23 protein-coding genes and 1 pseudogene are annotated in these 22,782 nt (G+C 65.7%); 5 read left to right on the top strand and 19 right to left on the bottom strand.

The features are described 5' to 3' along the window. Positions 1-13 precede the first annotated feature (13 nt). The gene (gene hrcA / locus QJR12_RS07100) at positions 14-1,045 is read right to left on the bottom strand and encodes a heat-inducible transcriptional repressor HrcA (RefSeq protein WP_300580153.1); all 1,032 of its coding nucleotides are present in this window, start codon (positions 1,043-1,045) and stop codon (positions 14-16) included. Positions 1,046-1,231: 186 nt separating this feature from the next. Here hrcA and QJR12_RS07095 point away from each other — a divergent pair, with 186 nt between their 5' ends. After that, on the top strand, positions 1,232-1,840 hold the full coding sequence (locus QJR12_RS07095; protein WP_300580152.1) for a carboxymuconolactone decarboxylase family protein: 609 nt from the start codon (positions 1,232-1,234) through the stop codon (positions 1,838-1,840). Continuing rightward, on the top strand, positions 1,837-2,733 hold the full coding sequence (locus QJR12_RS07090) for a sigma-70 family RNA polymerase sigma factor (RefSeq protein WP_300580150.1): 897 nt from the start codon (positions 1,837-1,839) through the stop codon (positions 2,731-2,733). Before QJR12_RS07095 ends, QJR12_RS07090 begins: the two co-directional genes overlap by 4 nt. A gap of 13 nt (positions 2,734-2,746) precedes the next feature. Here QJR12_RS07090 and QJR12_RS07085 read toward each other — a convergent pair whose 3' ends face one another. The 14 genes and pseudogenes from QJR12_RS07085 to QJR12_RS07020 all read right to left on the bottom strand — a co-directional run bounded on the left by QJR12_RS07085 (position 2,747) and on the right by QJR12_RS07020 (position 17,288). Then, positions 2,747-3,241 carry a hypothetical protein gene (locus QJR12_RS07085; RefSeq protein WP_300580149.1) on the bottom strand — a complete coding sequence of 165 codons (495 nt, stop codon included), beginning with the start codon at positions 3,239-3,241 and terminating at the stop codon, positions 2,747-2,749. A gap of 219 nt (positions 3,242-3,460) precedes the next feature. Next, positions 3,461-4,462, bottom strand: a complete 1,002-nt coding sequence (locus QJR12_RS07080) for an NHL repeat-containing protein (RefSeq protein ID WP_300580148.1) — start codon at positions 4,460-4,462, stop codon at positions 3,461-3,463. Next, the gene (locus tag QJR12_RS07075; protein ID WP_300580147.1) at positions 4,459-5,622 is read right to left on the bottom strand and encodes a DUF1501 domain-containing protein; all 1,164 of its coding nucleotides are present in this window, start codon (positions 5,620-5,622) and stop codon (positions 4,459-4,461) included. Before QJR12_RS07075 ends, QJR12_RS07080 begins: the two co-directional genes overlap by 4 nt. Positions 5,623-5,665: 43 nt before the next feature. Then, complete coding sequence (locus QJR12_RS07070) at positions 5,666-7,045, bottom strand: DUF1800 domain-containing protein (protein ID WP_300580145.1); 1,380 nt, start codon at positions 7,043-7,045, stop codon at positions 5,666-5,668. 98 nt (positions 7,046-7,143) lie between these two features. Further along, positions 7,144-7,701: a hypothetical protein gene (locus QJR12_RS07065; protein WP_300580144.1), complete on the bottom strand. Its 558-nt coding sequence runs from the start codon at positions 7,699-7,701 to the stop codon at positions 7,144-7,146. 422 nt (positions 7,702-8,123) lie between these two features. Continuing rightward, positions 8,124-8,942: an ABC transporter ATP-binding protein gene (locus QJR12_RS07060; protein WP_300580143.1), complete on the bottom strand. Its 819-nt coding sequence runs from the start codon at positions 8,940-8,942 to the stop codon at positions 8,124-8,126. Next, on the bottom strand, positions 8,939-10,009 hold the full coding sequence (locus QJR12_RS07055) for an iron ABC transporter permease (RefSeq protein WP_300580142.1): 1,071 nt from the start codon (positions 10,007-10,009) through the stop codon (positions 8,939-8,941). Before QJR12_RS07055 ends, QJR12_RS07060 begins: the two co-directional genes overlap by 4 nt. 68 nt (positions 10,010-10,077) lie before the next feature. Continuing rightward, on the bottom strand, positions 10,078-10,971 hold the full coding sequence (locus QJR12_RS07050) for an ABC transporter substrate-binding protein (RefSeq protein WP_300580479.1): 894 nt from the start codon (positions 10,969-10,971) through the stop codon (positions 10,078-10,080). 178 nt (positions 10,972-11,149) lie between these two features. Further along, positions 11,150-12,871, bottom strand: coding sequence for a PPE family protein (locus QJR12_RS07045; RefSeq protein WP_300580141.1), 1,722 nt, complete (start codon positions 12,869-12,871; stop codon positions 11,150-11,152). Then, complete coding sequence (locus QJR12_RS07040) at positions 12,868-13,035, bottom strand: hypothetical protein (protein ID WP_300580139.1); 168 nt, start codon at positions 13,033-13,035, stop codon at positions 12,868-12,870. The genes QJR12_RS07045 and QJR12_RS07040 overlap by 4 nt, the downstream gene beginning before the upstream one ends. A 466-nt stretch (positions 13,036-13,501) precedes the next feature. After that, complete coding sequence (hemW, locus tag QJR12_RS07035) at positions 13,502-14,704, bottom strand: radical SAM family heme chaperone HemW (protein WP_300580137.1); 1,203 nt, start codon at positions 14,702-14,704, stop codon at positions 13,502-13,504. A gap of 60 nt (positions 14,705-14,764) precedes the next feature. Then, complete coding sequence (locus QJR12_RS07030; RefSeq protein WP_300580476.1) at positions 14,765-15,196, bottom strand: transglycosylase family protein; 432 nt, start codon at positions 15,194-15,196, stop codon at positions 14,765-14,767. A gap of 2 nt (positions 15,197-15,198) precedes the next feature. Continuing rightward, positions 15,199-15,639, bottom strand: a pseudogene (locus QJR12_RS07025) (Mce protein); the annotation flags it as partial. 419 nt (positions 15,640-16,058) lie between these two features. Continuing rightward, entirely contained in the window at positions 16,059-17,288 is a 1,230-nt protein-coding gene (locus QJR12_RS07020) for a transposase family protein (RefSeq protein WP_300580134.1), read from the bottom strand. A 450-nt stretch (positions 17,289-17,738) separates the two neighbouring features. Here QJR12_RS07020 and QJR12_RS07015 point away from each other — a divergent pair, with 450 nt between their 5' ends. After that, a complete protein-coding gene (locus QJR12_RS07015) occupies positions 17,739-18,014 on the top strand; it encodes a hypothetical protein (RefSeq protein WP_300580132.1) in 276 nt (91 codons plus the stop codon). 95 nt (positions 18,015-18,109) lie between these two features. Here the strand turns inward: QJR12_RS07015 and QJR12_RS07010 are convergent, their stop codons facing one another. Both QJR12_RS07010 and QJR12_RS07005 read right to left on the bottom strand, forming a co-directional pair. Beyond that, positions 18,110-19,075, bottom strand: coding sequence for an extracellular solute-binding protein (locus QJR12_RS07010; protein ID WP_300580131.1), 966 nt, complete (start codon positions 19,073-19,075; stop codon positions 18,110-18,112). Positions 19,076-19,270: 195 nt separating this feature from the next. Then, positions 19,271-19,462 carry a hypothetical protein gene (locus QJR12_RS07005; RefSeq protein ID WP_300580129.1) on the bottom strand — a complete coding sequence of 64 codons (192 nt, stop codon included), beginning with the start codon at positions 19,460-19,462 and terminating at the stop codon, positions 19,271-19,273. Between the two features lie 84 nt (positions 19,463-19,546). On the opposite strand from QJR12_RS07005, the gene QJR12_RS07000 reads away from it, so the two are divergent. Then, on the top strand, positions 19,547-19,738 hold the full coding sequence (locus QJR12_RS07000) for a hypothetical protein (protein ID WP_300580128.1): 192 nt from the start codon (positions 19,547-19,549) through the stop codon (positions 19,736-19,738). Next, entirely contained in the window at positions 19,726-20,310 is a 585-nt protein-coding gene (locus QJR12_RS06995; RefSeq protein WP_300580127.1) for a metallopeptidase, read from the top strand. Before QJR12_RS07000 ends, QJR12_RS06995 begins: the two co-directional genes overlap by 13 nt. Positions 20,311-20,314: 4 nt before the next feature. Here the strand turns inward: QJR12_RS06995 and lepA are convergent, their stop codons facing one another. Together lepA and QJR12_RS06985 are read right to left on the bottom strand one after the other, a co-directional pair. Then, a complete protein-coding gene (lepA, locus tag QJR12_RS06990) occupies positions 20,315-22,177 on the bottom strand; it encodes a translation elongation factor 4 (protein WP_300580473.1) in 1,863 nt (620 codons plus the stop codon). Between the two features lie 135 nt (positions 22,178-22,312). Continuing rightward, a complete protein-coding gene (locus QJR12_RS06985) occupies positions 22,313-22,741 on the bottom strand; it encodes a CBS domain-containing protein (RefSeq protein ID WP_300580126.1) in 429 nt (142 codons plus the stop codon). Between the last annotated feature and the right edge of the window lie 41 nt (positions 22,742-22,782).

Raw genomic sequence — 22,782 nt, 5'->3', positions numbered from 1 at the left:
GGCGGCTGCGTGCTCATCGAGCGCTCAGCACTTCGCCGATGTACATAGCAACTGCAGCGACACTAGCGATAGTTCCCGGATAGTCCATCCGGGTGGGCCCCAACACCCCCATGCCCCCGTACACGGTATCCGAGGTGCCGTAGGCGGTGGACACCATCGACGTGCTCGCCATCTCCTCGATTTGGGTCTCGTGACCGATCCGCACCGTCACTTTCCCGGCTTGTTGCTGAGCCGTCAGCAGCCGCAGCACCACGACCTGCTCCTCGAGGGCTTCCAGGATGGGTCGCAGTGAACCCCCGAAGTCGGCCGCATTGCGGGTCAGATTGGCGGTCCCGCCCAGCAGCAGCCGTTCCTCGTTATGCTCCACCAACGCCTCCAGCAGCACCGTTGCCGCGCGCCCGACGGCGTTACTCAGCCCGTCGCTGCGGTCGAAATGCCCGGCCAGCTCGGAGACCGCCCTCGACGCCACCGGGAGCTTCTTGCCTTCCAGCGCCTGGCCGAGCAGCTCACGCAGTCGAGAAAGCTGGTGATCGTCGATGACATCACCGAGTTCGACGATGCGCTGATCGACCCGGCCGCTGTCGGTGATGACCACCATCAGCAGCCGCGCCGGTGTCAGCGCGATCACTTCCACGTGGCGGATCGTCGAGGTTGACAACGTCGGGTATTGCACGATGGCCACCTGACGGGTGAGCTGGGCCAGCAGCCGAACCGCCCGGCGCAGCACGTCGTCGAGGTCCACGCCCGACTCCAGGAACTTGTGGATGGCCCGCCGCTCGGCGGCCGACAGCGGCTTGACGTCGTCGAGCCGGTCGACGAACTCGCGGTAGCCCTTCTCCGTCGGCACCCGCCCGGAGCTGGTGTGCGGCTGCGTGATGTAGCCCTCGGCTTCCAACACCGCCATGTCGTTGCGCACGGTCGCGCTGGACACCCCCAGGTTATGCCGCTCCACCAGCGCCTTCGAGCCGATCGGCTCCCTGGTGGCGACGAAGTCGGCGACGATGGCGCGCAGCACTTCAAAACGTCGCTCCTCGGCGCTTCCCATCGACGTCCACCTCCTTGGCGGTGTCCATTTTACGGGCCTCAGCAGCGGACTTGCCGTCGCCGGCAACGGAGCCGCCCGGGAGCGCATCACCGCCGCGCCGGCCCGCGGGGTGGTCACGTTCCGGTCGGGCCGGGTGTCGGGGTAGTAGAGACCACCTACCAGGAGGAGATACCAGGAGGAGATACAATGCCAAGGCTTACCGGAGTCTCTGACCGCGACGCCGGCCTGGGCGCGAGGGTCGCCTTCTTCTTCACCGGGCGGCGCTTGCGGCAGATGGCCGGAGTGCAAACCGCGAGCATGCTCGAACCGCTGCGGATGTATGCCCATATCCCTAAGTTGCTCAACGCCTATGGGCGGCTGGAGCTGGCGGAGTCGAAACTGGACATTCTGAGTCCGCGGCACCGGGCGCTCGCCGAACTCAAAGCGGCGGCGACGGTGCGCTGCGAGTACTGTCTGGATCTCGGTTCGCAGATCGCCCGCGGCTGGGGGGTAACCGACGAGGAATTGCTGGCCCTGTCCGATTACCCGAACGCCTCGTGCTTCTCCGATCTCGACAAGCTGATCCTGGCCTACGCGGCAGCCATCAGCCGCACCCCCGTCGAGGTGAGCGACGAGCTTTTCGGCCGCCTGCGAGCCCACTTCGACACGGCTCAGCTCGTCGGGCTCACCCACGTCATCACGCTGGCTAATCTGCGGGCCCGGTTCAACCTCGCTCTCGGCATCGGTTCGTCGGGCTTCTCCGACGGCAAGGTGTGCGCACTGCCCGACGGCTGCCGTCCGGCGGGCAGCAGGTGAGCGTAAATGCGGCGCTGACGGCGCGTTTCCAGGCGGCCCGGCCACAGCTGGGCGCCCTCGCCTACCGCATGCTGGGCTCGATCGACGACGCCGAGGACGCCGTGCAGGAAGCGTGGCTGCGGTTGAGCCGCATCGACGCCCCGGGAGCCGCGGCCATCGCGAATCTCGACGCCTGGCTGACCACCGTGGTGGCGCGGATCTGCCTGAACACGTTGCGGGCCCGACGTGCTCGACCCCGAGAGGAACTCGTCGCGCAGATGCCCGACCCGGTGGTGGATCCGGTCGGGGAGTTCGACCCCGAGCACCGGGCGATGCTGGCCGATGCGGTGGGGCTGGCGTTGTTCGTGGTGCTGGACACCCTGTCGCCCGCGGAGCGGCTGGCTTTCGTGCTGCACGACGTGTTCGCCGTCCCGTTCGACCAGATCGCGCCGATTCTGGATCGATCGCCGGAAGCGACACGCAAGCTGGCCAGCCGCGCCCGCCGACGGATCCACGACGCCAACGCCGTTCCCGACGTTGACGTCAGGGCCCAGCGTGAGGTCGTGGACGCCTTCTTCGCCGCTGGGCGGGCCGGTGACTTCGACCGGCTGGTGTCGCTGCTGCACCCGGATGTGTTGCTGCGCGGCGACTTCGGCCGCGGGCAGGTCCGCTCGGAGCAGGGCGCGTCCCGGGTGGCCAAGCTGGCCCGCGGTTACGCGGTGCCGGAGCGGCAGGTGCGGGCCGCCACCGTCAACGGTGCCGCAGGCGCGGTCATTTTCGTCGGCGACCGGGCAACCGCGATCATGGGATTCGTTGTGCGCGAAGGACGGATCGCCGCGATCGACGTGCTGGCCGATCCGGTGCGCCTCGCACGAATCGACTTGAGCGCGGTGGGCGGCCGGCCATTTCGATGACCGCTGCGGCCGGTCAGGCCGTGGCAGCCTGCAGCAGCGCCAACGCGGAATCGTGCCTCAGCATCCAGTTGCCGCCTTCGTTGACGAAGGTGAGGTTCTGCGTGATCGGCGCCGCGAGCTTGGGACCCGAGGTGGCCACTTCGGCGGTCACCGCATTCGGACCGGCCGGCTGGATATTGGTCACGGTGAATGACAGCGGGAACTTCCCGTCGCGGTACGCCTTTCTCAGCTCGTGGTCGGCCGCGTGGCCCTCCTCCGGACTGATGCCGCCTTGGACCAGATTGGTCTTGGTGGTGTACGAGACACCGGGATCGCTTACTTCGTTGCACAGACTGGACAACTGTTCCGGGCTCGGCAGGTTGGGCGCCGGCGGCGGGTCCAGTCGAAGCGAGGTGGCAAGCGCGAGGGGCCGCACCTGCGGTATGTCCGGATGAGCGTCGGCGACCCCGGCGGTTACGGCTCCGATCACACCCGCCGCTACTGCGGCAGCAAGCAATTTCACGGTCATGACGGCCTCTTCGATTCGGGTGATGCATCGCTGTCGCCTCAGCAGGTTACCTGTCGGGGCCGTTCACGGGGCCGCTTCGCGCGATCGCCGGGCGGTCGGCTGGGATCGCGCCCGCATCGACATCACCGAAAGCACCCGGATCTGGGTCGTGCTCTCGCCGCATAACCGCAGCCCCCACGCCACCCCCTGCACCCGTACCACCGGCTGACACGGCCGCTATCAAACTTTTTCAGGCCGAAGTGACTGGGGGGTGTGGTCCGGGTACTCGTAGATCTGGATCCGGTGGCGGCCGGAGTCTGCCACCAGCAGCTGACCCTCTGGTCCAATGACCATGCCGACGGGACGAAAGAAGCGCCGTTCCTCCTCGTAGCGGTTGGCTTCTTGGCGTCGCTGGTTGACCTGGGGGTACATCTCCAGCCACTGTTGCGCCCACCGCGAGAGCGAGGCGTCACCGACGAGCGTTCCCCGATGGCGGCCCTGCTCGTCGAACATCTGCACGCAGTCGTGCCCCCAGTCCGACACATACAGCCTTCCGGCAGCGTCCACGGCCACACCGGACGGCCGGCTCAGTAGATCATCCCCGTAGATTCCCCGCAGCTCGCCGTCAGGGCTGAAGCGCTGGACCCGGTCATTGCGCCAGTCCGCAACCCAGATGTCACCCTCGGGACCAATCGCCACACCCCAGGGCATGTTGAGCTGGCCCGGACCGGCACCAAAAGATCCGACGCAGCACAGGGGGATTCCGTCCGCGGTGAACCGCTGGAGGCGGGCGTTCACCGAGTCGCTGACCCACAGGCAGCCGTCAGCGTCCACGCGCAGCCCCGAGGGCCGGTCGAGCTGGCCGGAGCCAGACCCGTGGGTTCCCCAGCGTCTCAGGGAGGTTCCGTCGGGGTCAAACACCGAGATCTGGTGCAGGTCCTCGTCGGCCACGTAGATGCGACCGCCCGGGTCGGTAGCCAGGGCGGTCGGCGCCAGGAAGCACCCCGGCTCGGTGCCGAAGCCCCCGATCTCACTGAAGGCCCGCTCATCGAGCGAAGTCACAGTTATCCGGGGGTTTTTGTCCTTCCAGGCGCTGGATCTGCTCAAGACATACACCGTGTCGCCGTTTCCGAGCGCCACATCCACCGGGTGCGCGAAGCCCTGCCCGCTCATGCGGGCCACCCCGATGGCGCGGCAGCGCGCCCGGGTGACGCGCGCCTCGGCAAACCCGACGGCGCTCATGCCGACGCCTTCAGGGGAAGCCGATCAAAGCCGGCGCCGCTGCCCAGCACAGCTTTGGGGTCGACGTCAAGGAACTGCTCAAGAATCGAGGCATACATGCTGCGAAAGTCCGTGCTGGGCCGCACGTCCCCCTCGTCCTGGGCTTCTGGGGCCAGGTTGGGGTATTCACCGTAAAGCCCCCCGGCAACCAGGTCCCCGATGAGGAAGGCCACCCCACCGGCGCCGTGATCGGTGCCAATGTTGTTTTCGGCTATGCGTCTGCCGAACTCGGAGAAGACCAGCACCACCGTGTTGCGCCGCAGCCCGAGGTGTTCCAAATCGGTGAAAAACGCGTCCAAAGCCGCGGAGACCTTCTCCCACAAGCGCGCGTGCGATACCACCTCGTCGGTGTGGGTGTCGAAGCTGCCCACGCTCGTGTAGAAAATGCGGGTGCCGAGGTGACCCGCCATCACCGTGGCCACACCCTGTAGGTCCGTGGCGAGCTGGTTGAACTCCGGGTACTCAACCGTGGGGCGATACGCCGCGGCGGCGCTGTTCAGCATCTCGATCCCCTGCTGGGCACAGCGGGCGGTCCCGTACAAGCGAGCCGATCCCCACGCTGCGTTGGGCTCTGGCTCGCCAGAGTAAACGTCCTCGACCACCCGAAGCAGGCGGTTGCGGGTGACCCCCGGTCCGATCTCGGGGAACAGACCGTACTTATCGAGGCTGCCCACCGATGCAGCCGGAACACCCGGGAGGGACAACGCCCTGGGCAGACCCCTCCCGAAATTCACCGCGAGCACCGGGTTAGTGTGTGCCGGGTCGAGCAGCGCGGCAACCTTGGCCAGCCAGCCCTCCAGCTTGACCTCCTCAGGCTCGGCGGTATGCCAGATGTCCATGGACCGGAAATGAGAACGGCTGTGGTTGGGGTAGCCGATCCCCATGACGACCGCCACCTTTCCCTGCTCGTAAAGGCGAGCGATCGGCGCCATCGCCGACGTGAAGCCCACCCGCTCGTCGATCGGCAAGACCGCCTCGTCCCGAAGCGCGATATGAGGCCGGAAATCGTAGTAACGCCCGTCAGCGTAGGGCACCACCGTGTTCAGATAGTCGTTACCGCCGGTAAGCTGTACAACCACCAGCCGTATCGAATCATGGTAGACAGTAGCCGGATTCGTCATCTCCGTCCCTTTCACTAAGGGTTTATCCGTCTGGCAGTCAGCCTCAGCAGTACTGGTAGTCGGGGGTCGATACGATTGCCCTTAGCAGCTGCAGCGTGTAGTCCTGAGCTGCTTGAGTGTCGCCGTGGTCGTCGAGCAGTGGTGTGTCGGTGAAGCGTTCGGCTAAAACCTGTCGCGTTTTGGCCGACAGTCGCAGTGACCCCATGGCCTCCAGGCATGCGTCTACCCAGACGAGGGGTGTCAGGTCAGCACGGCCACCGACGCGCGCCACCACGCGCGCTAAGATACGAGCCACCCCTGGGGTGGAGGGCTGGGCGATTTCCGCACTGGCGCAATTGATCCGCTCAATCAAGCCGGCGCTGTCGATCCACTCCTCGCCTTCATGCCAACCCTCCACGGAGGGAGGGTTGAGCAGCGACTGACCCATAAAGTGCGCGTCGCGGGCAAGCTCGGCGACGTCGTTGACCGGAAGCTGCCAGCGGGCGGTGAGCCGAGCGGTGCCGACCATGAGCTCGACGGGGCTTTTGACCTTGCGGTAGCGCACTTGCTCCGAGCGAAAATGACCAGAGGTGAAGATGGTTCGCAGCAGGCCACGCAGATCCCCGGAATTGTCCATGAAAATTTTGCTGAGCCTGGCGATTTCCGCTCGACCCGAGTCATCGGGTTCATCGGCGACAAAAAAGCGATACAGCCGATCGCAGATGAAACGTGCGGTTGCCGGCTGCCGGACGATAATGGCAATCACGTCATCACCGTTGAAGGCGCCGGTGTGACCCAGAAACGTCTTCTCGGTGGCGTCGTGGTCAGTATCGTCATAGCAAAACCAGGCCGGGAAGGTGCCCAGGAAGAACTGCGGCATCATGGGACCCACCCCCCAGCCGGTGAACGCGCGCGCCGCGGCCTTGACGTCGGCCTCGGTGTAGTTGCCCACTCCCATCGTGAACAACTCCAGCAGCTCTCGCGCATAGTTCTCGTTGGGTGCATCCTTGTGATTAGCCTGGTTGTCCAGCCAGAACAGCATGGCGGGATCGCGTGATAGGCAGCGCAGCAGCTCTTCGAAACGGCCCATGCCGCGGCGGCGAAACATCTCAATCTGCGCGAGCTGCGCCGAGCACGGCAGCGGGTATTTGACTCCGGTAGCGAACAATCCGTGCCAAAACAGCGCCATCTTCTCCCGCAGCGGGCTGGTGGTGGTCAAAAGCCGCCACATCCATTGCGGCCACGCATATTCCGGGCTGCGCGGACCTACCGAAGCGGTGAAATACCGGTCCACCAAATCCTGGCCTTCATAGCAACCATAGGACGGTGTCTCCTCGGGCGGGTTCAACAAGGCTTCAACGGTTGCCTCGTAGCCAGCCGCCACATAGGAGTCAAGCTCATCGGCCGAAGCGCCGAAACCCGCCCTGCGCAACAGGTGAGCCATCTCTTCACGGTCACCGGTCGCGTTTGGTGCTGTTAGTGGCGGGTTCGCCAGCGCTGAGGGTGTCATCGGTCTTTGCCTCTCGTCGGTGATCGGCGGTTTCAATGCCGGCCAAAGCCTTTCCCGGTGCGATCAAGCGGATCGGGTGGCAGCCCTAGATAGGTTGCGCGCAGCTTGTCCCACAGCTCCAGCTGCCCCCACGCGGGCTGCTCCCGGATTTTCTGGTCATTGGTGAGAAACGGATTCGGGAGCATCAACGTCATCATTTGCTCATCACGGCCGTTAAACAACCGAATGCCCCATGAGGTAGGAGACCCGTCGGCGCCGAGCCGCCGATACATCTCAGCCCGCGCGCACCGCCGGATCTTGCCCAGCTCCGGGCCGCTCGCGTGGTGCTCGCCGATGCACAAATGGAAATGCCAGCGCCCGAAGTCGACCGTCACATAACCGTCGCGCAACGCGATGCGCTTGGGCGGGTTCGGCGCCGCCACTTCCCACGCCGCGCCCGGTACCATAACGCCAAACCAGATGTCGTCCCAGTATTCCCCGAAGCACAGGCGAATCAGGTTCAGCAAGCTCTCCTCGTCGGTGGGCAGCGCCCAGCGCTGTTCTCGGCCCCCGCCCTCGGTCTCGACGACGGCGGGCGCGGCATCAGGCATGGCTTTCCTTATCGGGCCTTATCGGGCTGCTTGGGCTTAAGGTTGAGCGAAGTTCGTGAACACACCCGTCCCGAATAGTCCGCTGACGGGCATACGGGTAGGGGAATCGACAGCGGGTGAGGCGATGGTCGATGCTCGCTTACCCGCAAAAAACTGCGCCGGAGAGCCTTTCGTTGGTGCGTGAGCTGCGCGCCAGACACCGTGTGTGGATGCCGAATCCGCCAGCACTGGTGACGTCATTGGCCATCGCCTCTTTCGGTGGGCGCGCATCGTGCGTACTTTCCCAACGATTGTGAGTGTAATTCGCGTCACATAAGCGATGCAAGTGGTTTGCAGGACGCTCAAGGCGAATGTGGCGCTATGCCCATCATGGGATTGCCGGGTGGCCGGTGTGGGCCGGTATGTGACGTCGCGGGGAGCGACTATCCGGGTGCGCTGGCAGCTGTATCCCTCCCCGTTTCCTCGACAGCGATGACCGAATTGCGGGAGAAGGCCAGTAACAGCCGTCCGGTGGCCGGGTGGGTCAACCGGTGGGCGTGCACGCCGAACACCTCGCGCACCAGTTCAGGGGTCAAAACCTCCTCCGGGGTGCCGCCGGCGATTATGCGGCCGCCAGCCAACACGTAGATCCGGTCGAAGTAGGCGGCGGCCAAGTTGAGGTCATGCAGCGCGCATAACGAGGAGATCGGCAAGCCTCGCACCAATTCCAACAGCTCTAGCGTTGCCCCCACGTCCAGATGGTTGATGGGCTCGTCCAGCAGCAGCAAAGGGGTGCGCTGGGCCAGGGCACGCGCCACGAGGGTGCGCTGCTTCTCGCCCCCGGACAGCGTGGCAAACTCCCTGGTGCGATGGCCGGCCATGCCCACCCGCTGCAGCGCTTCGGCGACGGCGTCGCGGTCGGTTTGCGACTCGCGGTCTAGCACACCGTGATGGGGGGCTCGGCCCAGAGCCACGAGATCTTCGACAGTGAACTCGAACTCGGTCGGTGATTCCTGGGCCACCACCGCGGCGCGGCGCGCCACCTCGCGCTGGCGCAGGTATGCCAGGTTGTCGCCGCCCAACACGATGGTGCCCGCCACCGGGCGAACCGCGCGATAGATCGCTTTGAGCAGCGTCGTCTTGCCGCTGCCGTTGGGCCCCACCAGAGCTACCTTCTCCCCGGCGGCGACCACGATGGCGCAGTCGCTGACGATCGGCGTGGAATCCACCGCCACGCTGACCCCATCCAACGACAGCTTCATTGGGTCATCCGCCCCGATTGCGCGCGTCGCAGCAACCACAGAAAATACGGGGCGCCCAGCATCGAGGTGGCAATCCCGATCGGCAACTCCGCGGGGCCGGCCACCACCCGACACAGGATGTCGACGACCACCAGATAAATCGCCCCCGCGAGCGCCGCCGTGGGCAGCACGCGCCGGTGATTGGGGCCCACCACCAACCGCACGATGTGCGGGATAATCAACCCCACAAACCCGATCCCGCCGGAGACCGCAACCATCACCCCGGTCAGCAGCGCGGTCACCACCAGCAGCCAAGCCCGCAGCCGACGCACGGCAACCCCCACCGACAGGGCCGTCTCCTCGCCGATTACCAGCGCATCCAGGGAGCGAGCCTGCATCAGCAAACACGTCACGCCCAGCGTCAGTGCGGCCGCGGGTATCTCCAGCGTGGACCACTGTGCGTTGCCCAGCGTGCCTAATGTCCAAAACAGCACGGCCGACGCCGCGTTGGGAACACTGCTGATGAAGATCAGAAAACTCGTGGCCCCCGAAAACAGGTAGGAAAACGTCACCCCGGCCAACACCACCTGGGTAGGAGCGAATCGACCCCCGCCCCGGGCCACACCAAGCACCAGCACCATGGCGAGCAGCGCACCGAGAAACCCCACCGCCGATGTCGACAACCCGGCCAGCTCCGCCGAGCCCAGCGTGATCGTGGCCGCGACCATAAAACCCGCTCCCGAGGACACCCCCAGCACATAGGGATCGGCCAGCGGGTTGCGCACCACGGCCTGCAGCGTGGCGCCTACCGCGGCCAACCCCGCACCCACGAGCGCCCCCAACAGCACCCGGGGCATTCTCAGCTGCCAGACGATCTGATCCGACACCGCGTCAAAATGCGCCGAAACCACCAATCCGGCCAGGTGATGGCCGACCACCCGCGCCGCGCCGAGCACCCCGACACCCCCGGGTCCTACCGAGGCGCCCACCACCATCGCCGCCGCCAACACCCCAAGCAGCACCGGCACCACCAGCGTCATCGGGGGCAGCGGCCGAACCCGCGGGGCAACGGTACCGTCCACACCCACCGGCCCGCGGTGGTGATCCGCGTGGCCGCGCCACCGCCGAGTCGCGGGCGTCGGCGCCGGGGCAGATCTCATCGCGGCCCGAACACCTCGGGGTGCAGCCACTTCGCCCTCGCGGCGATGCCGTCGATGATCCGGGGTGTGCCCGGACTGGTTGCCTCGGCCACGCCGAGAAAATAGATCCGCCCGTTTTGGGCCGCGCCGGTCGTCGGAAAAGCCCGCCTGAGCGCCGCGCCCTCTTTCACCGGATCAACCGGATTCCCCGGCTCGACCAGCTCGATCAAAGCCTGCGGATTGCGGGCGGTGATCGCCTCTTTGCTCGTGAGCTTCATACCGGTCGCATCGGGAAAAACACTCACACCACCTGACTTGTCCAGCGCATCTTCCGCGATTCCCACAGCGGTATTGAAAAACTGTCCGCCCCGCCTCTTATAGAATTCGAACACCGGTACTTTCGGCTGGCCGCCGACCCGGGCTTCAATATCGGCCAGTCGGGCCTGCAAACTACGCACCAGTCGCATCGCCCTATCCCGCCGGCCGAAAATCACGCCATAGTTATCGATGTCGGTGAAAACGTCCGCCACCTGTCCCCTTGTCCCATCACCACAGCCACTGACCGCGATATAGGTTTTGATCCTGGCCTGGTGGAGCTGTTGCGGCGACGCCCCCCCAAACTTCGGATTTAGCCACATCGATTCGTCACTGATCACCAGATCCGGCGCCACGCCCAGCAGCGCCGCGGTGCTGGTCATTCCGTGCGCGCTCAGCACCGGCACCCGATCCATCGCCGCCGCGTTCCGCGGCAGCGGCTTAGCCAGGCCCGCCGTCCCGCTCTGAGCGATGATCCGATCGCCCACACCCAGATCGAGCAAGATGTCGGCAATCGCCGGGTTCAAGATCACCACGCGGCGCGGTGGGGCGCTAAACGTCAGGATCTGATCGCAATCGGCGACCGCCAACCCCATCTGGGACGACCGGGCGGCCCCACGGTCATCACCGGAGGCCCCACCGGGAGAAGAACCCGTGCACCCGCCGAGCAGGGCGAGCACCATCATGATCGAAGCGAGCGCCCCTGACCTGCGAGGCCGGCCGGGCCGCCCCCCGGGCCCACTCCCCGCCGCGCCGCCGCGCCCGGTCACTTCACTAGTCAACCGGGTCGTCCTGCGAGGGGCCGGGCTTCCAGGTGCCGGGCACCATCGGCATCGTCGGGCCGCCGCCGAACTCATCACCGGCCAACGTCGCCAACCCCGCCACCGCACTGGCCGTGTCCTTGCGCGCGGTCCCGGTGAAACCGAAGGTTCCTGCACCGTGATCCGACGCGGCATCCTGATCGCCGGGCGAAGCGTCGGGGCCCGAATCCAGCTCCTGGTCCAGGTCCATGTACTCATAACCGCGACCCAGCATTTCCGCTTTGGCTCGTCGGCGCCGGCGCGCCCGCCCCTTTTCCTGGGCCGCCGCCGCAACGGCGGCCTCCGGCACTGCGGCCTTGTCGGAGACCGGCTTTCGAGCCTTGGCGCGGGCGCTTGACCGAACATCGGCGGGAACGCTTCCCACCAGGTAGGCGAAACTCTCCATGCCCGTGGCCGTCGGTGGCGGTAGGGTGCCCGCCGGTGGCGGCGAGGCGCCGGGCATGGGGGCCGCCGGTGCCGTGGCGGGCGCGGGTGCGGAGGCTGGGACGGGGGCTGGGGCTGGAGGCGGTGGTGGGCTCAAAGCGGGGCCCAGTGCGGCGAAGGGCGGTGCGACCGGCACCGCGGCCGGCGGAGCCAGGCCGGCCAGCTCTGCCAACCCCGCCAAGCCGCTCATCGCGGCCCCTACGGGCACGGCGGCCAAGGGAGCCAAGGAGGCGGTCAGCAGCGGGAGAACGACGGGGATCAGCGACGTGGCTGTTTCGAGCAGCCAGTGCAGCAACTGGATAACATTGGTGACCAGAAACGAAATGAATTCGATAGCGTTGAATATCAAAGCTAACGCCAAAATTGCGGGATTACCCGTCGTCGCCGCTATGCTAACCACCTCAGGTAAACCTGCCAGAGTGCCAGACACAAGGCTGGATACCAAGCCAATAAACGTCCCCGGATCTATGGGCACTCCAAATGCAAACGCTAGGTTCTCAGGGCTAAAGAAAAAAAATGGGTTGCCGATGAAGGCGTATTCGGCAAGGGGAATTCCGTAAAGTGAAAGATTGCCTAGTGGCCCTAGGAAGTTGTTGTAAAAATCGGTATATTGCTGACTGTTAAACAGCTGCGTCAGGAAATTGAAAATCGAGTCCACGGGGGACGTTGGCGGTGGGTCGGCGGACGCGGATGGCGGGTCGGACGTCGCATTGGATTTCACGATCTGCGGCGCAGGGGCGGTGTGCGGTGCCGCCACCACCGCTGAGCCGGCGGCGGCGTGATAGGTGCTCATCACGGTGGCGGCCTGAACCCACATCCGCATGTAGTCGGCCTCGTTCAGCGCAATCGGGATCGTGTTGATGCCAAAGAAATTCGTTGCCACCAGCACCGCGTGGGTGGCGTGGTTGGCAGCCAGCTCGGCCAGCGTCGGCATGGCGGCCAGCGCGGCGGTGTAGGCGGCAGCCGCGGTTTCCTGCTGGGCGGCTGTCGCGGCACTGTCGGCGGCGGCCCGGGTCAGCCACGCCACGTAGGGCACGTTCGCGGCCACATACGACTCGGCCGCCTGCCCCTCCCAGACCCCGGCTTGCACGTCCGCGACGAGCGCACTGAGTTCCTCGGCCACCGAGGCGTATTCCGTGGCCAACGCATTCCACGCCCCGGCAGCGGCCAGCAGCGGTCCGGGGCCCGGACCGCTGCTGAGCAAAGCCGAGTGTATTTCTGGGGGGAACGCCATCCAGATCGGCGCGGTCATCCCCAACTCCCCGCGACCCGATACGTCGGCACCGCGGCCGCGGCGACACGGCCGATGCCCAATGCATCCGCCACCGTCCCGTGAGGCAGATCTCCCCTCGCCTCAGCGTCCTTGATCACCCTCGACCATGCCGGTGCCGGGATCGGCAGCGCTGGCGGCATCATCGGCTTCGCCTTTTACCGGCGGAAGTGGGTCACGCGAAATTCCCGAACCGCATGGATCGACTGTAACCTGCGTCACACATCTGCTGCAAGTGACTTGCAGGACGCGCGTACCAGCCCACTGTTCGAGATTTGACACCCGCCGGAACTTTGGTCTACGGAAACCATTGCCTGCCGACGTCTCTGTGTTTCGATCTCTTGGTGGGCCTCGTTCATGGCGTGGGTCCCGTAAGGTCCCCTCGGGAGGAATCGGAGGCCGTGGAAGCTCGGCAACCCCGACCGGGGGTACCACGCCAAAATCAGGCCCCGTGCGGTGGCCGGTCTATCACCGACCGACCGCGAAAACCGTTGTGCATTCGCGACGTCCAACGAAGTTGGCCGGCCCAAATGCACATAGCACGGCGGAAATACGCGCCATCGGCGACACCCACGTAACCCGGCCTAAAAAGCTCTTCCTAGCCCACACCGTCTAGCCCAGCAGGGCGCGCACCACCGCGTCGGCGAGCAGCCGTCCCCGGTCGGTGAGCACCAGCCGGTCACCCTCGGGGGTCAGCAGACCGTCGGCGACCGCGGTCCCGGCACGCGCGCGTTCCTCGGCGCGGAGCAGGTCAAGCGGCAGGCCGCGGCGCAGCCGAATTCCCAGCAGCACGTCCTCGATGTGCAGCGTGTCGGCGCCGAGCTGCTCGTAGCCGGCGACCGGTAGCCTGGCACCGGCCAGTATCTTCGCATAAACGTTGGGGTGCTTGACATTCCACCACCGAGTGGCGCCAACGTAGCCATGCGCTCCCGGTCCGGCACCCCACCACTGCCCACCGCTCCAGTACCCCAGGTTGTGTCGGCACTCACCGCCGGGACGGCACCAATTGGATACCTCATACCAGCACAACCCGCTAGCCGAGAGCCGCGCGTCCACCAGCTCATAGCGGTGCGCCAGCACATCGTCGTCGGGAACGGCCAGCTCGCCGCGCCGGACCCGGCGGGCTAACGCGGTGCCGTTCTCCACCACCAGGGCATAGGCCGACACGTGGTCGGCACCGGCAGCGATGGCCGCGTCGACGGATCGCCGCAGGTCGTCGTCGCACTCCCCGGGAGTGCCGTAGATCAGGTCGAGGTTGACGTGCTCGAAGCCCGCGGCCCGCGCCTCCCGGGCGGCCGCCACCGCCCGGCCCGGCGAATGCACCCGATCCAACACCGCCAGCAGCCGCGGGACCACCGACTGCATGCCCAGCGACACCCGGGTGTAACCGGCCGCGCGGATCGCCGCGAAGAATTCCGGCCGGGTCGACTCCGGGTTGGCTTCGGTGGTGACCTCGGCGTCCGGGGCCAGCGCGAAGTGTTCTCGCACCATCTCAAGCACCGCGGTCAGGCGCTCGCTGCCCAGCAGCGACGGCGTCCCACCCCCGACGAACACGGTATTCACCGTTGGGTGGCCGAGCAGCGCCGCCGCCAGCCCCAGCTCTACCCGCAAGGCAGCCAGAAAGGCGTCGGGGTGCGCCCCGCGTAAGCCCGCCGCTGTCGGATCGTCGCCGGCAAGCTCTTCCGGTGTGTAGGTGTTGAAGTCGCAGTATCCGCAGCGGGTCGAACAGAACGGCACGTGCACATAGATCCCGAACGGCCTGCCCGGCGTCAGCCGCACCTCGGGCAGGCGGACCGGCGCCCGATGGGGTGTCATGCCACATCATCACACGACGAACCGACAGCCCCGTATCCTCGGGTGCGGTCCGGCCTGCGGTTACGCCGCTCCCTCCTCAACCGCGCGCGACGAGCCCGGGCATCCGCCCGTCTGGCTCCACATGAATGTCAGAAGATGCGTCAGAGAGCCCATCGGGGCTTCATCCTGGCTGCAGGACGCGCATCTCGGCCATGCTCCGGGTCCCTGCGTGGCCATGATCCGCTGCCCAACCAGGATCTGTTCTTGCGGGCTGGCTGACGACGGCAGCGGGGCCAACGCGCTGCCACCGTTGGCATCCCAAGTGGGCAAACTGATCTGCAGACCGCCGTAATCACCGTTGCCGGTGTCGGCGGCCCAGTTGCCGCCGGATTCGCACTGCGCGATGGCCTCCCAGTTGACGCTGTCCGCGCGGGCACTGCTGCCGTAGAGGATGGTTGACACTGCTGCGACTGACCCGGTAATCCCGGCGATCGCGGATGCCCTATGCCACACCCTCATAACAACTCCACCGTGCTGACGAGCCAGCGGCCGTTGACCTTCTGCATGGTCATCTTGATGCGGCTGCGATCGATTTGCGGCTCGGGGACAGCCAGGCTGCTCACCGATTGATCGACCATCAGCAGCACCTGAACCTTGCTGGGGGTAGCGGATTTGACCGCCGATTCGACGACCCTCCCATGCGTCACCACCTTGTTGTCGATGAGGGCCTGACGGTGCTGCCCGCTGGTGGTTTTGGCGTACTTGTCATTGAACTCCCCGGTCGAGCCGTTGAGGACATCGGAGACGTGTTCGTCAATGACGGTGCTGTCGACGCTGGTTAGCGTGACGATGAACTTCTCGGCAGCGGCCAGCGCCTGCTGACCGGCGACGTCGCGCTGGTGCCGCTCGAACAGCAGCCACCCGCCATAACCGCTGCCGGCCAGCACCGCAGCCATCGCGGCACCGGCCAACAGCCGAACCGACCTGCGCCGCCAAACGCTGTGCCCGCCGTCGCCGGATCCATGAGAGTGCAAGCCGATGACCGTGGTGATCGGCTCCGTCCCGTCCGCCTCATCGGAGCCGCCGGGAGACGACCGGCCGGGTGGCCCTCCGGCTGACTTCCGAGGGTCGGCCGATGCGCCGCCTGCCCAAGAGTCCAGTTCCATCACCCAACCTCTCCGCGGTCTGAACAGATTTTCTCGTGTCGGTGCCGTTGCTCCGGTGATCGACACGGCCTGACTTTTTCACCCCAGCTTCGAGTCGTCAGCACGCCCCGGGCTGGATCGGACTGGGCGCTCCGCCCGACCTGCCCACCTTGCTCACCTCGCTCACCTCGCCGCACCAGCGGCCGGGGAAGGTATCCTGTTGCCTCACGTCAAGATGCCCGCGAGGTTTGATTCGTTGCCTCATCCGAGGGTGCCCGCGTGGCGGGGGCTTTCATGGCTGGTCCGGCCTTGCTGGTGGTGATCGCGAGTAGCTCGGCGGTCAGGGCCTGGATCTGGCGCTGGATGGCTGCGGGGTTGAGGCCGTTGTGGGTGTCGGCCAGGATCGCCTTGTCCTGGGCAGAGACCTTCGGGTGGGCTTCGGCGCGGCGGTGCGGTGTGGTTGCTCGGTCGTATTTCTTCGACACTTTCGCACCGGTGCGCACCTTGGAGACGAGTTTTTGCTGCGGGTAGAAGTAGTTGGTCAACAGTGACTGCAATACCCAGATCTTGTTGAGCAGCAACAGTTCTGCCGGTGTATCGTAGCGGTGGTAGCCCACCACGGTGCGCACGATCGCCCAGTTCTTCTGCTCCACGTGGCAGCCGTCGTTTTTGTTGCCGGGCCGCGAGCGGGTGAAGGTGATCTGGCGCTGCTCGCACCACGCGAGCAGGTGGTAATTGATGAACTCCGATCCGCCGTCGCTGTCGACACCCAGGATCGGGAACGGCATGATCTTCGCGATATCGTCGAGGGCTTCCAGGACCCATTTGCGGGCCTTGTTGGGCACGCTGCGGTTCTCGGTCCAGCCGGTGGCGATGTCGGTGACGGTCAGCGTCCAAGCGTGCTCACCAGCGGCGTTGCCGCCGTCGTGGGCGACCAGGTCGATCTCGACGAACCCAGGCACCGCATCATCCCAGTCCGCCCAGGTGCGGATCGGAATCTGCGACTTGAGCAGTGACCCCGGCTTGGTGTGGCCGCGACCCTTCAGTTGGTGTTTTTTGCGCTCGCGGGCCAGGCGACGGTCGATGGTGGCCGCCGACATGCCCGCCAGCAGCGCCGCGGTGTCGTCATCGATGTCCAACTCGCCGAAACCGCGCAGGATCGCGACCAGCTCGCCCAGTATGGGAGCTAACCGCTTGCCGGCCGGCATGCCCAGCACCGCCCAACAGAAGATCAGCGCTGCAATGACTTTCGGCCCATACTTCGGTGGTCGCGGTGCCCGGCGACGAACCACACGTGGCCGCAGAGCACCCCGCAGCGCCTTGCGCGCATGATCACGATGCCACCCAGTGGTGGCGCACAACTCATCGAGGATCTTCGCTTTACCGGCCTTGTCCGCCCGCTTGTAGCGGGTCGCGATCGCCTTGGTCACGGCTTTGCGCTCTGCCATCGTCAATCCCATCCTCCGGCGGTAGCGCAACCCCGATCACACGTTCGAACGACACGCCGCACGCGGGCATCCTCAAATGAGGCAACGAAGGGGGCTACGCGGGCATTTCGGATGAGTCAACGCGGGTATTTGACAAGGCCGGCAATACCGTCGATACAATCGGGTCCATCGGTTGAGGACCGTTAAGCGCGGCTGACGACATCGGCGAGGGGGCGAGTGTGTGCGGGTATGGCGTTAGCCATCTTTGGGGAAAGGCCTTCTTCTCTTATCTACCTCCGGCAGGAGGAGCGTGTTCATAGGGCCGTCACAGGCAACTCTCAGGTATGGCGGATAGCCTCAAGACACTTGATGCTGAATTCAAATACTGTGCGGATTCAACCGAAGGAGATGAAGATCCCAATGAAAAAGCCTGGGAACCTTTACAAGTGGCCACTTGCCGCGGTTATGGCTCTCACACTGAGTGTGACTGGCATCGGCGCCGGGGTGGCCAGTGCTGATCCGGACGCCCCCGGCACCGCCAGCGGCGGTGCCGGCAGCACCACCGGCGGTAACGTCAACCTCGGCCCCCTCGGCGGCAGTGCCAGCGACAACACCAGCGGCGGCGGCAACCTCGGTCCGGGTGCCGCCAGCGGCGGTGCCGGCAGCACCACCGGCGGTAACGTCAACCTCGGCCCCCTCGGCGGCAGTGCCAGCGACAACACCAGCGGCAGTGTCAACTTCGGCCCGTTCGGTTGGTAATCAGCCGCTGACTCTCGTCTAACAACCGGCGCCGGTGCGGGCTGTTGGCAGCCCGCACCGCTTCCGGTTCGGGCTTGCGCCCCAGCAAATTACGGTTATCCGATGGCGCGCATGTAAATCCTGGTGATGCTACCGGTGTTTTTGTCGAACAGTTGCGGCTCGACGGCATCCCAGCCACCCAGCTCGGCGATAGTCCATAGCTTGACCGGTTCCGGAAACCGGGTCCCGACGCCGGCGGCGACCGCCGGATCAACCGGCCGGAAACCGGCGTCTGCCCATAGCTTCTGGGCCCCAGCGGTGTACTGGAAGTTTTTGAAGGCGGTCGCGACCTTCAGGTGCGCGCTGGTAATCACCACCGCCAGCGGATTTTCGATCCTGATCGTCTGTGGCGGATTGATGTGCTCAATCGCCTTGCCCCGGCGCTCAACGTCGATGGCCTCGCTCTCGGAGCTGATCAGGACGTCGCCACCGCCCCGGACAAAGACGTCGGTAGCCTGCTGCGCAGCACCGGGCCGCGGTTTGACGTGCTCGTTCACCATCCTGCTGATGAACTCAAGGCCCGCTTGGATGTCCCGGCCGCCATTGCTCTTGACCGCATACGGGGCGAGCAGGCTCCACTTGGCCGGGCTGGAATTCAGCGGACTGGACGTGACGACTTCCACGCCGGGGCGCAACAGGTCATCCCAGTCATGGATGTTCTTCGGGTTCCCCTTGCGCACCACCAACGTGACCACCGACCAGTAAGGCAGGCCCTCGGTGGCGTCTTTGTCCCAGTCTTTGGAAACCTTGCCGGCCTTGATCAAACGGCTGATGTCCGGTTCCGAAAGATTCACGACGTCGGCCGGCTTACCGTCGGCAACGGCGCGCGACTGGTCCGCGGAGGCTCCGTAGGAAGTGACAACCTGCACGTCCTTGCCCTCTTCGGACGCCTTGAATGCGGGGATCACCGTGCTCCACCCAGGTTCTGCAGCAGGGTAGGTCACCAGCGTGATGCTGACGGGTGCGGTACCCGGGCCGCCGTGGGCAACGTCGCCGGCGCCTGCCTGACACGCCCCGATCATGTTTGCAATCAGGGTCAGGGAGACGGCACGCCGCCAACGCGAGCCCGTGAACAGACGTCGAGCAACTTTGTTCCCGGCCATTTCGCGCGGTGGCACTCACTCCGGCGCGTCAGCGCGTTGCCAGCCAGGTGGCGATCACCAGCACCACCAGCACGACCAGCACCAACGTCACCCGCGAGCGCGGCATCCCGGGCATCAGTGCTCCTCGCCGGCACGGCGGGCCCGCCGCATCAGCCGGATGCCCTTACCCAGCAGGCCGTCCAGCAGGACCGCGGTGACATAGGCCAGCCCCAGCACCACGGGCATCACCACAATGGTCTGCAGCACAAAACCGAGCCCGGATAACCACAACTCGACGCTGTCCCACCAACTCAAAAACCCGTCCACCGGACTCCACCCTATTCTCCCCGGCGCGCGAAACCAACATGCGTCAAAAGCCGCGGATGGCCGCGGCGTGCGATAAGACGCCCTGTGTCGTTGCCGACGGTGGCCGAACGGTTGTCCGGCGGGCTGATCACCCCCGGCTCGACGACATCCTCCGAGGAGGCCAAACTGCTTGACGTGCCCCGCAACTCACCGACGGCCATGGCGCGCCTGGGCTATGAGGGTAGGAGGAATATCGAGGCATCGGGGTGCGGTACCATGCGCCGGTGCCTTTTCTGACACGCCGCTCCCGGCTTTGCAGAGTGGTTATTTTCGTGGCGATCGCAGGCCTGTGCGGGTGTGGTCACAGCGGTAACCCCGGTGCCACATCGGCGACAACGACCACGAAAACCGCGACCTGGTCGCGCCCGGCTTCCCCACCGGATCCGCAGGTGCTGCTGCGCGCCGGTGCCGCCGCGGTCAAGCAGGTTCCCGGCGGCACCCTGATCTCGATCAGATCCGAACAGAGCGGAGCCTGGAAGGTTCAGGTGGCCACCACGGACGGGACGGATGAGTCGATGGACGTCTCGTCTGACGGTGTCACCGTGATGGTCGGGCCCACCCCGAGGAAGGAAAGCGACACCGACAAAGCCAAAATCCGTGCCCGGGTGCAGGCCGCGCGTCTGGACTACCGTGCGGCGGTAGGCAAGATGCTGGCCGCGGTGCACGACGGCTCCATCACCGACTTGAAGCTCGGCCAAAACAACGGGGTCACCGTGTGGGAAGCCGATGTGTGGGACACCTACATCGTCGAGCACAAAGTCACGGTCAACGCGGTGACCGGCGAACTCATCGCCAACAAGCAGGTGTAGCCGATCACTTCTTGCTCGTTTTATCGGTGTCGGCGGACAGCGCGGCGACGAAGGCTTCCTGCGGCACGTCCACCCGACCGATGGTCTTCATGCGTTTCTTGCCTTCCCTCTGCTTTTCCAACAGCTTGCGTTTGCGGGTGATGTCGCCACCGTAACATTTTGACAGCACATCCTTGCGCAACGCCCGGATGTTCTCGCGGGCAATGATCTTCGAGCCGATCGCGGCCTGTACGGCCACCTCGAACTGCTGGCGCGGAATGAGTTCTTTGAGATTGCTGGTCATCTTGCTGCCGTAGGCTTGTGCGGCATCTTTATGCACGATCGCGCTGAACGCGTCGACGGGCTCGCCCTGCAACAAGATGTCCACCTTGACCAGCGCGGCTTCCTGCTCGCCGGCCTCCTCGTAGTCCAGGCTGGCATAACCGCGGGTGCGTGACTTCAGCACGTCGAAGAAGTCGAAGATGATCTCCCCCAACGGCATCGTGTAACGCAGCTCGACGCGTTCGGGGGACAGGTAGTCCATGCCGCTGAGTTCGCCGCGGCGGGACTGGCAAAGTTCCATGATGGTGCCGATGAACTCGCTGGGCGCGATGATGGTGGTCTTGACAATGGGCTCGTATACGGCGCGGATCTTTCTGCCCGACGGCCAGTCCGAGGGATTCGTCACGAGAGTCTCGGTCCCGTCGTCGAGCACCACCCGGTAGACCACGTTGGGTGCGGTGGAGATCAGATCGAGCCCGAATTCACGCTCCAGCCGCTCGCGGGTGATCTCCATGTGCAGCAATCCCAGAAAACCACAGCGAAAGCCGAATCCCAGTGCCACGGAGTTCTCTGGCTCATAGGTCAGTGCCGCGTCGTTGAGCCGCAGCCGGTCCAGCGCGTCGCGCAACGCCGGATAATCCGACCCATCGACCGGGTAAAGCCCCGAATACACCATCGGCTTCGGCTCGCGGTAACCGGTCAACGGCCGGGTGGCGCCATGGCGCGCGGTCGTCACCGTGTCGCCGACCTTGGATTGGCGGACGTCTTTCACCCCGGTGATCAGGTAGCCGACCTCCCCGACGCCCAGGCCGGCGGTGGGCTTCGGTTCCGGCGAGACGACGCCCACCTCCAGCAGCTCATGGGTGGCACCGGTGGACATCATGGCGATCCGCTCCCGGGGGGTGATCCTGCCGTCCACGACGCGCACGTAGGTCACCACCCCCCGATAGGTGTCGTAGACGGAGTCGAAGATCATCGCGCGTGTCGGGGCGTCCGGATCGCCTGTCGGCGCCGGCACCCGCTTGACGACCTCGTCGAGCAGTTCGGCCACGCCCACGCCGGTCTTGCCGGATACCCGCAGCACCTCGTCGGGTTGGCAGCCCATGATGTGGGCGATCTCCGCGGCATAGCGGTCGGGGTCGGCGGCGGGCAGATCGATCTTGTTCAGCACCGGGATGATCACCAGGTCGCGGTCCAGCGCCAGATACAGGTTGGCCAGCGTCTGCGCCTCGATACCCTGCGCCGCGTCCACCAGCAGCACCGCCCCCTCGCAGGCGGCCAGGGCGCGAGAAACCTCGTAGCTGAAGTCAACGTGGCCGGGGGTGTCGATCAGATGCAGCACATACTCTTTTCCGGCGTCGGGGCCGCCGGTCACCCGCCAGGGCAAGCGCACGTTCTGCGCCTTGATGGTGATTCCGCGTTCCCGCTCGATGTCCATCCGGTCCAGGTACTGCTCCCGCATCGACCGCTCGTCCACCACCCCGGTGAGCTGCAGGATCCGGTCCGCCAGGGTGGATTTGCCGTGATCGATGTGGGCGATGATGCAGAAGTTCCTGATCTGCGCCGGCGCGGTGAAGGTCTGGTCGGCGAAACTGTTGATGGGAATCTCCTGGTACGGTGCTCCAGCGACGACACGTCCAGCGTATCCAGGCCCGGTTGCGACGGCACAATCGCGACCGGGGCTGCCGCGAGCGTGCGGCACAACGCCGCGCAATCACGGCAGTCAAACCCGCCCCGGTGTCTAACCCTGGGTGATGTAGGACTGCAACTGGCGCTGCTCGGCCTCGAGCTCTTCCATCCGGGTCTTGACGACATCGCCGATGCTGACGATGCCGGCCAACCGCCCGTTTTCGATCACCGGCACGTGGCGCACCCGGTGTTCGGTCATCAGCACGCTGAGGTTGTCCACCGTGTCGGCCTTGGTGCAGGTGACCAGCACGGGGGTCATGATCTTGGCGACCGGCCGGGCGAGCACCGCGACACCGTCGGTGTGCAGCTTGCGCACCACGTCGCGCTCCGACACGATGCCGACGACGCCCTCGGATCCGACCACCACCATGGCGCCGATATTGTGCTCGGCGAGGCCGGCGAGCAGTTCCCTGACCGTGGCGTCGGGGTTGATCGTGACCACCGCCGCACCCTTGTTCCGCAACACGTCCGCGATCCGCATCGAGGCCTCCCGCCGGTAGTGATCCGCTCAAGACAGGCTAC

It is taken from the genome of Mycobacterium sp. (genome assembly GCF_029961025.1).
In the GTDB taxonomy this organism is placed as follows: domain Bacteria; phylum Actinomycetota; class Actinomycetes; order Mycobacteriales; family Mycobacteriaceae; genus Mycobacterium.
This window is presented reverse-complemented; position numbering and strand designations above follow the sequence as displayed.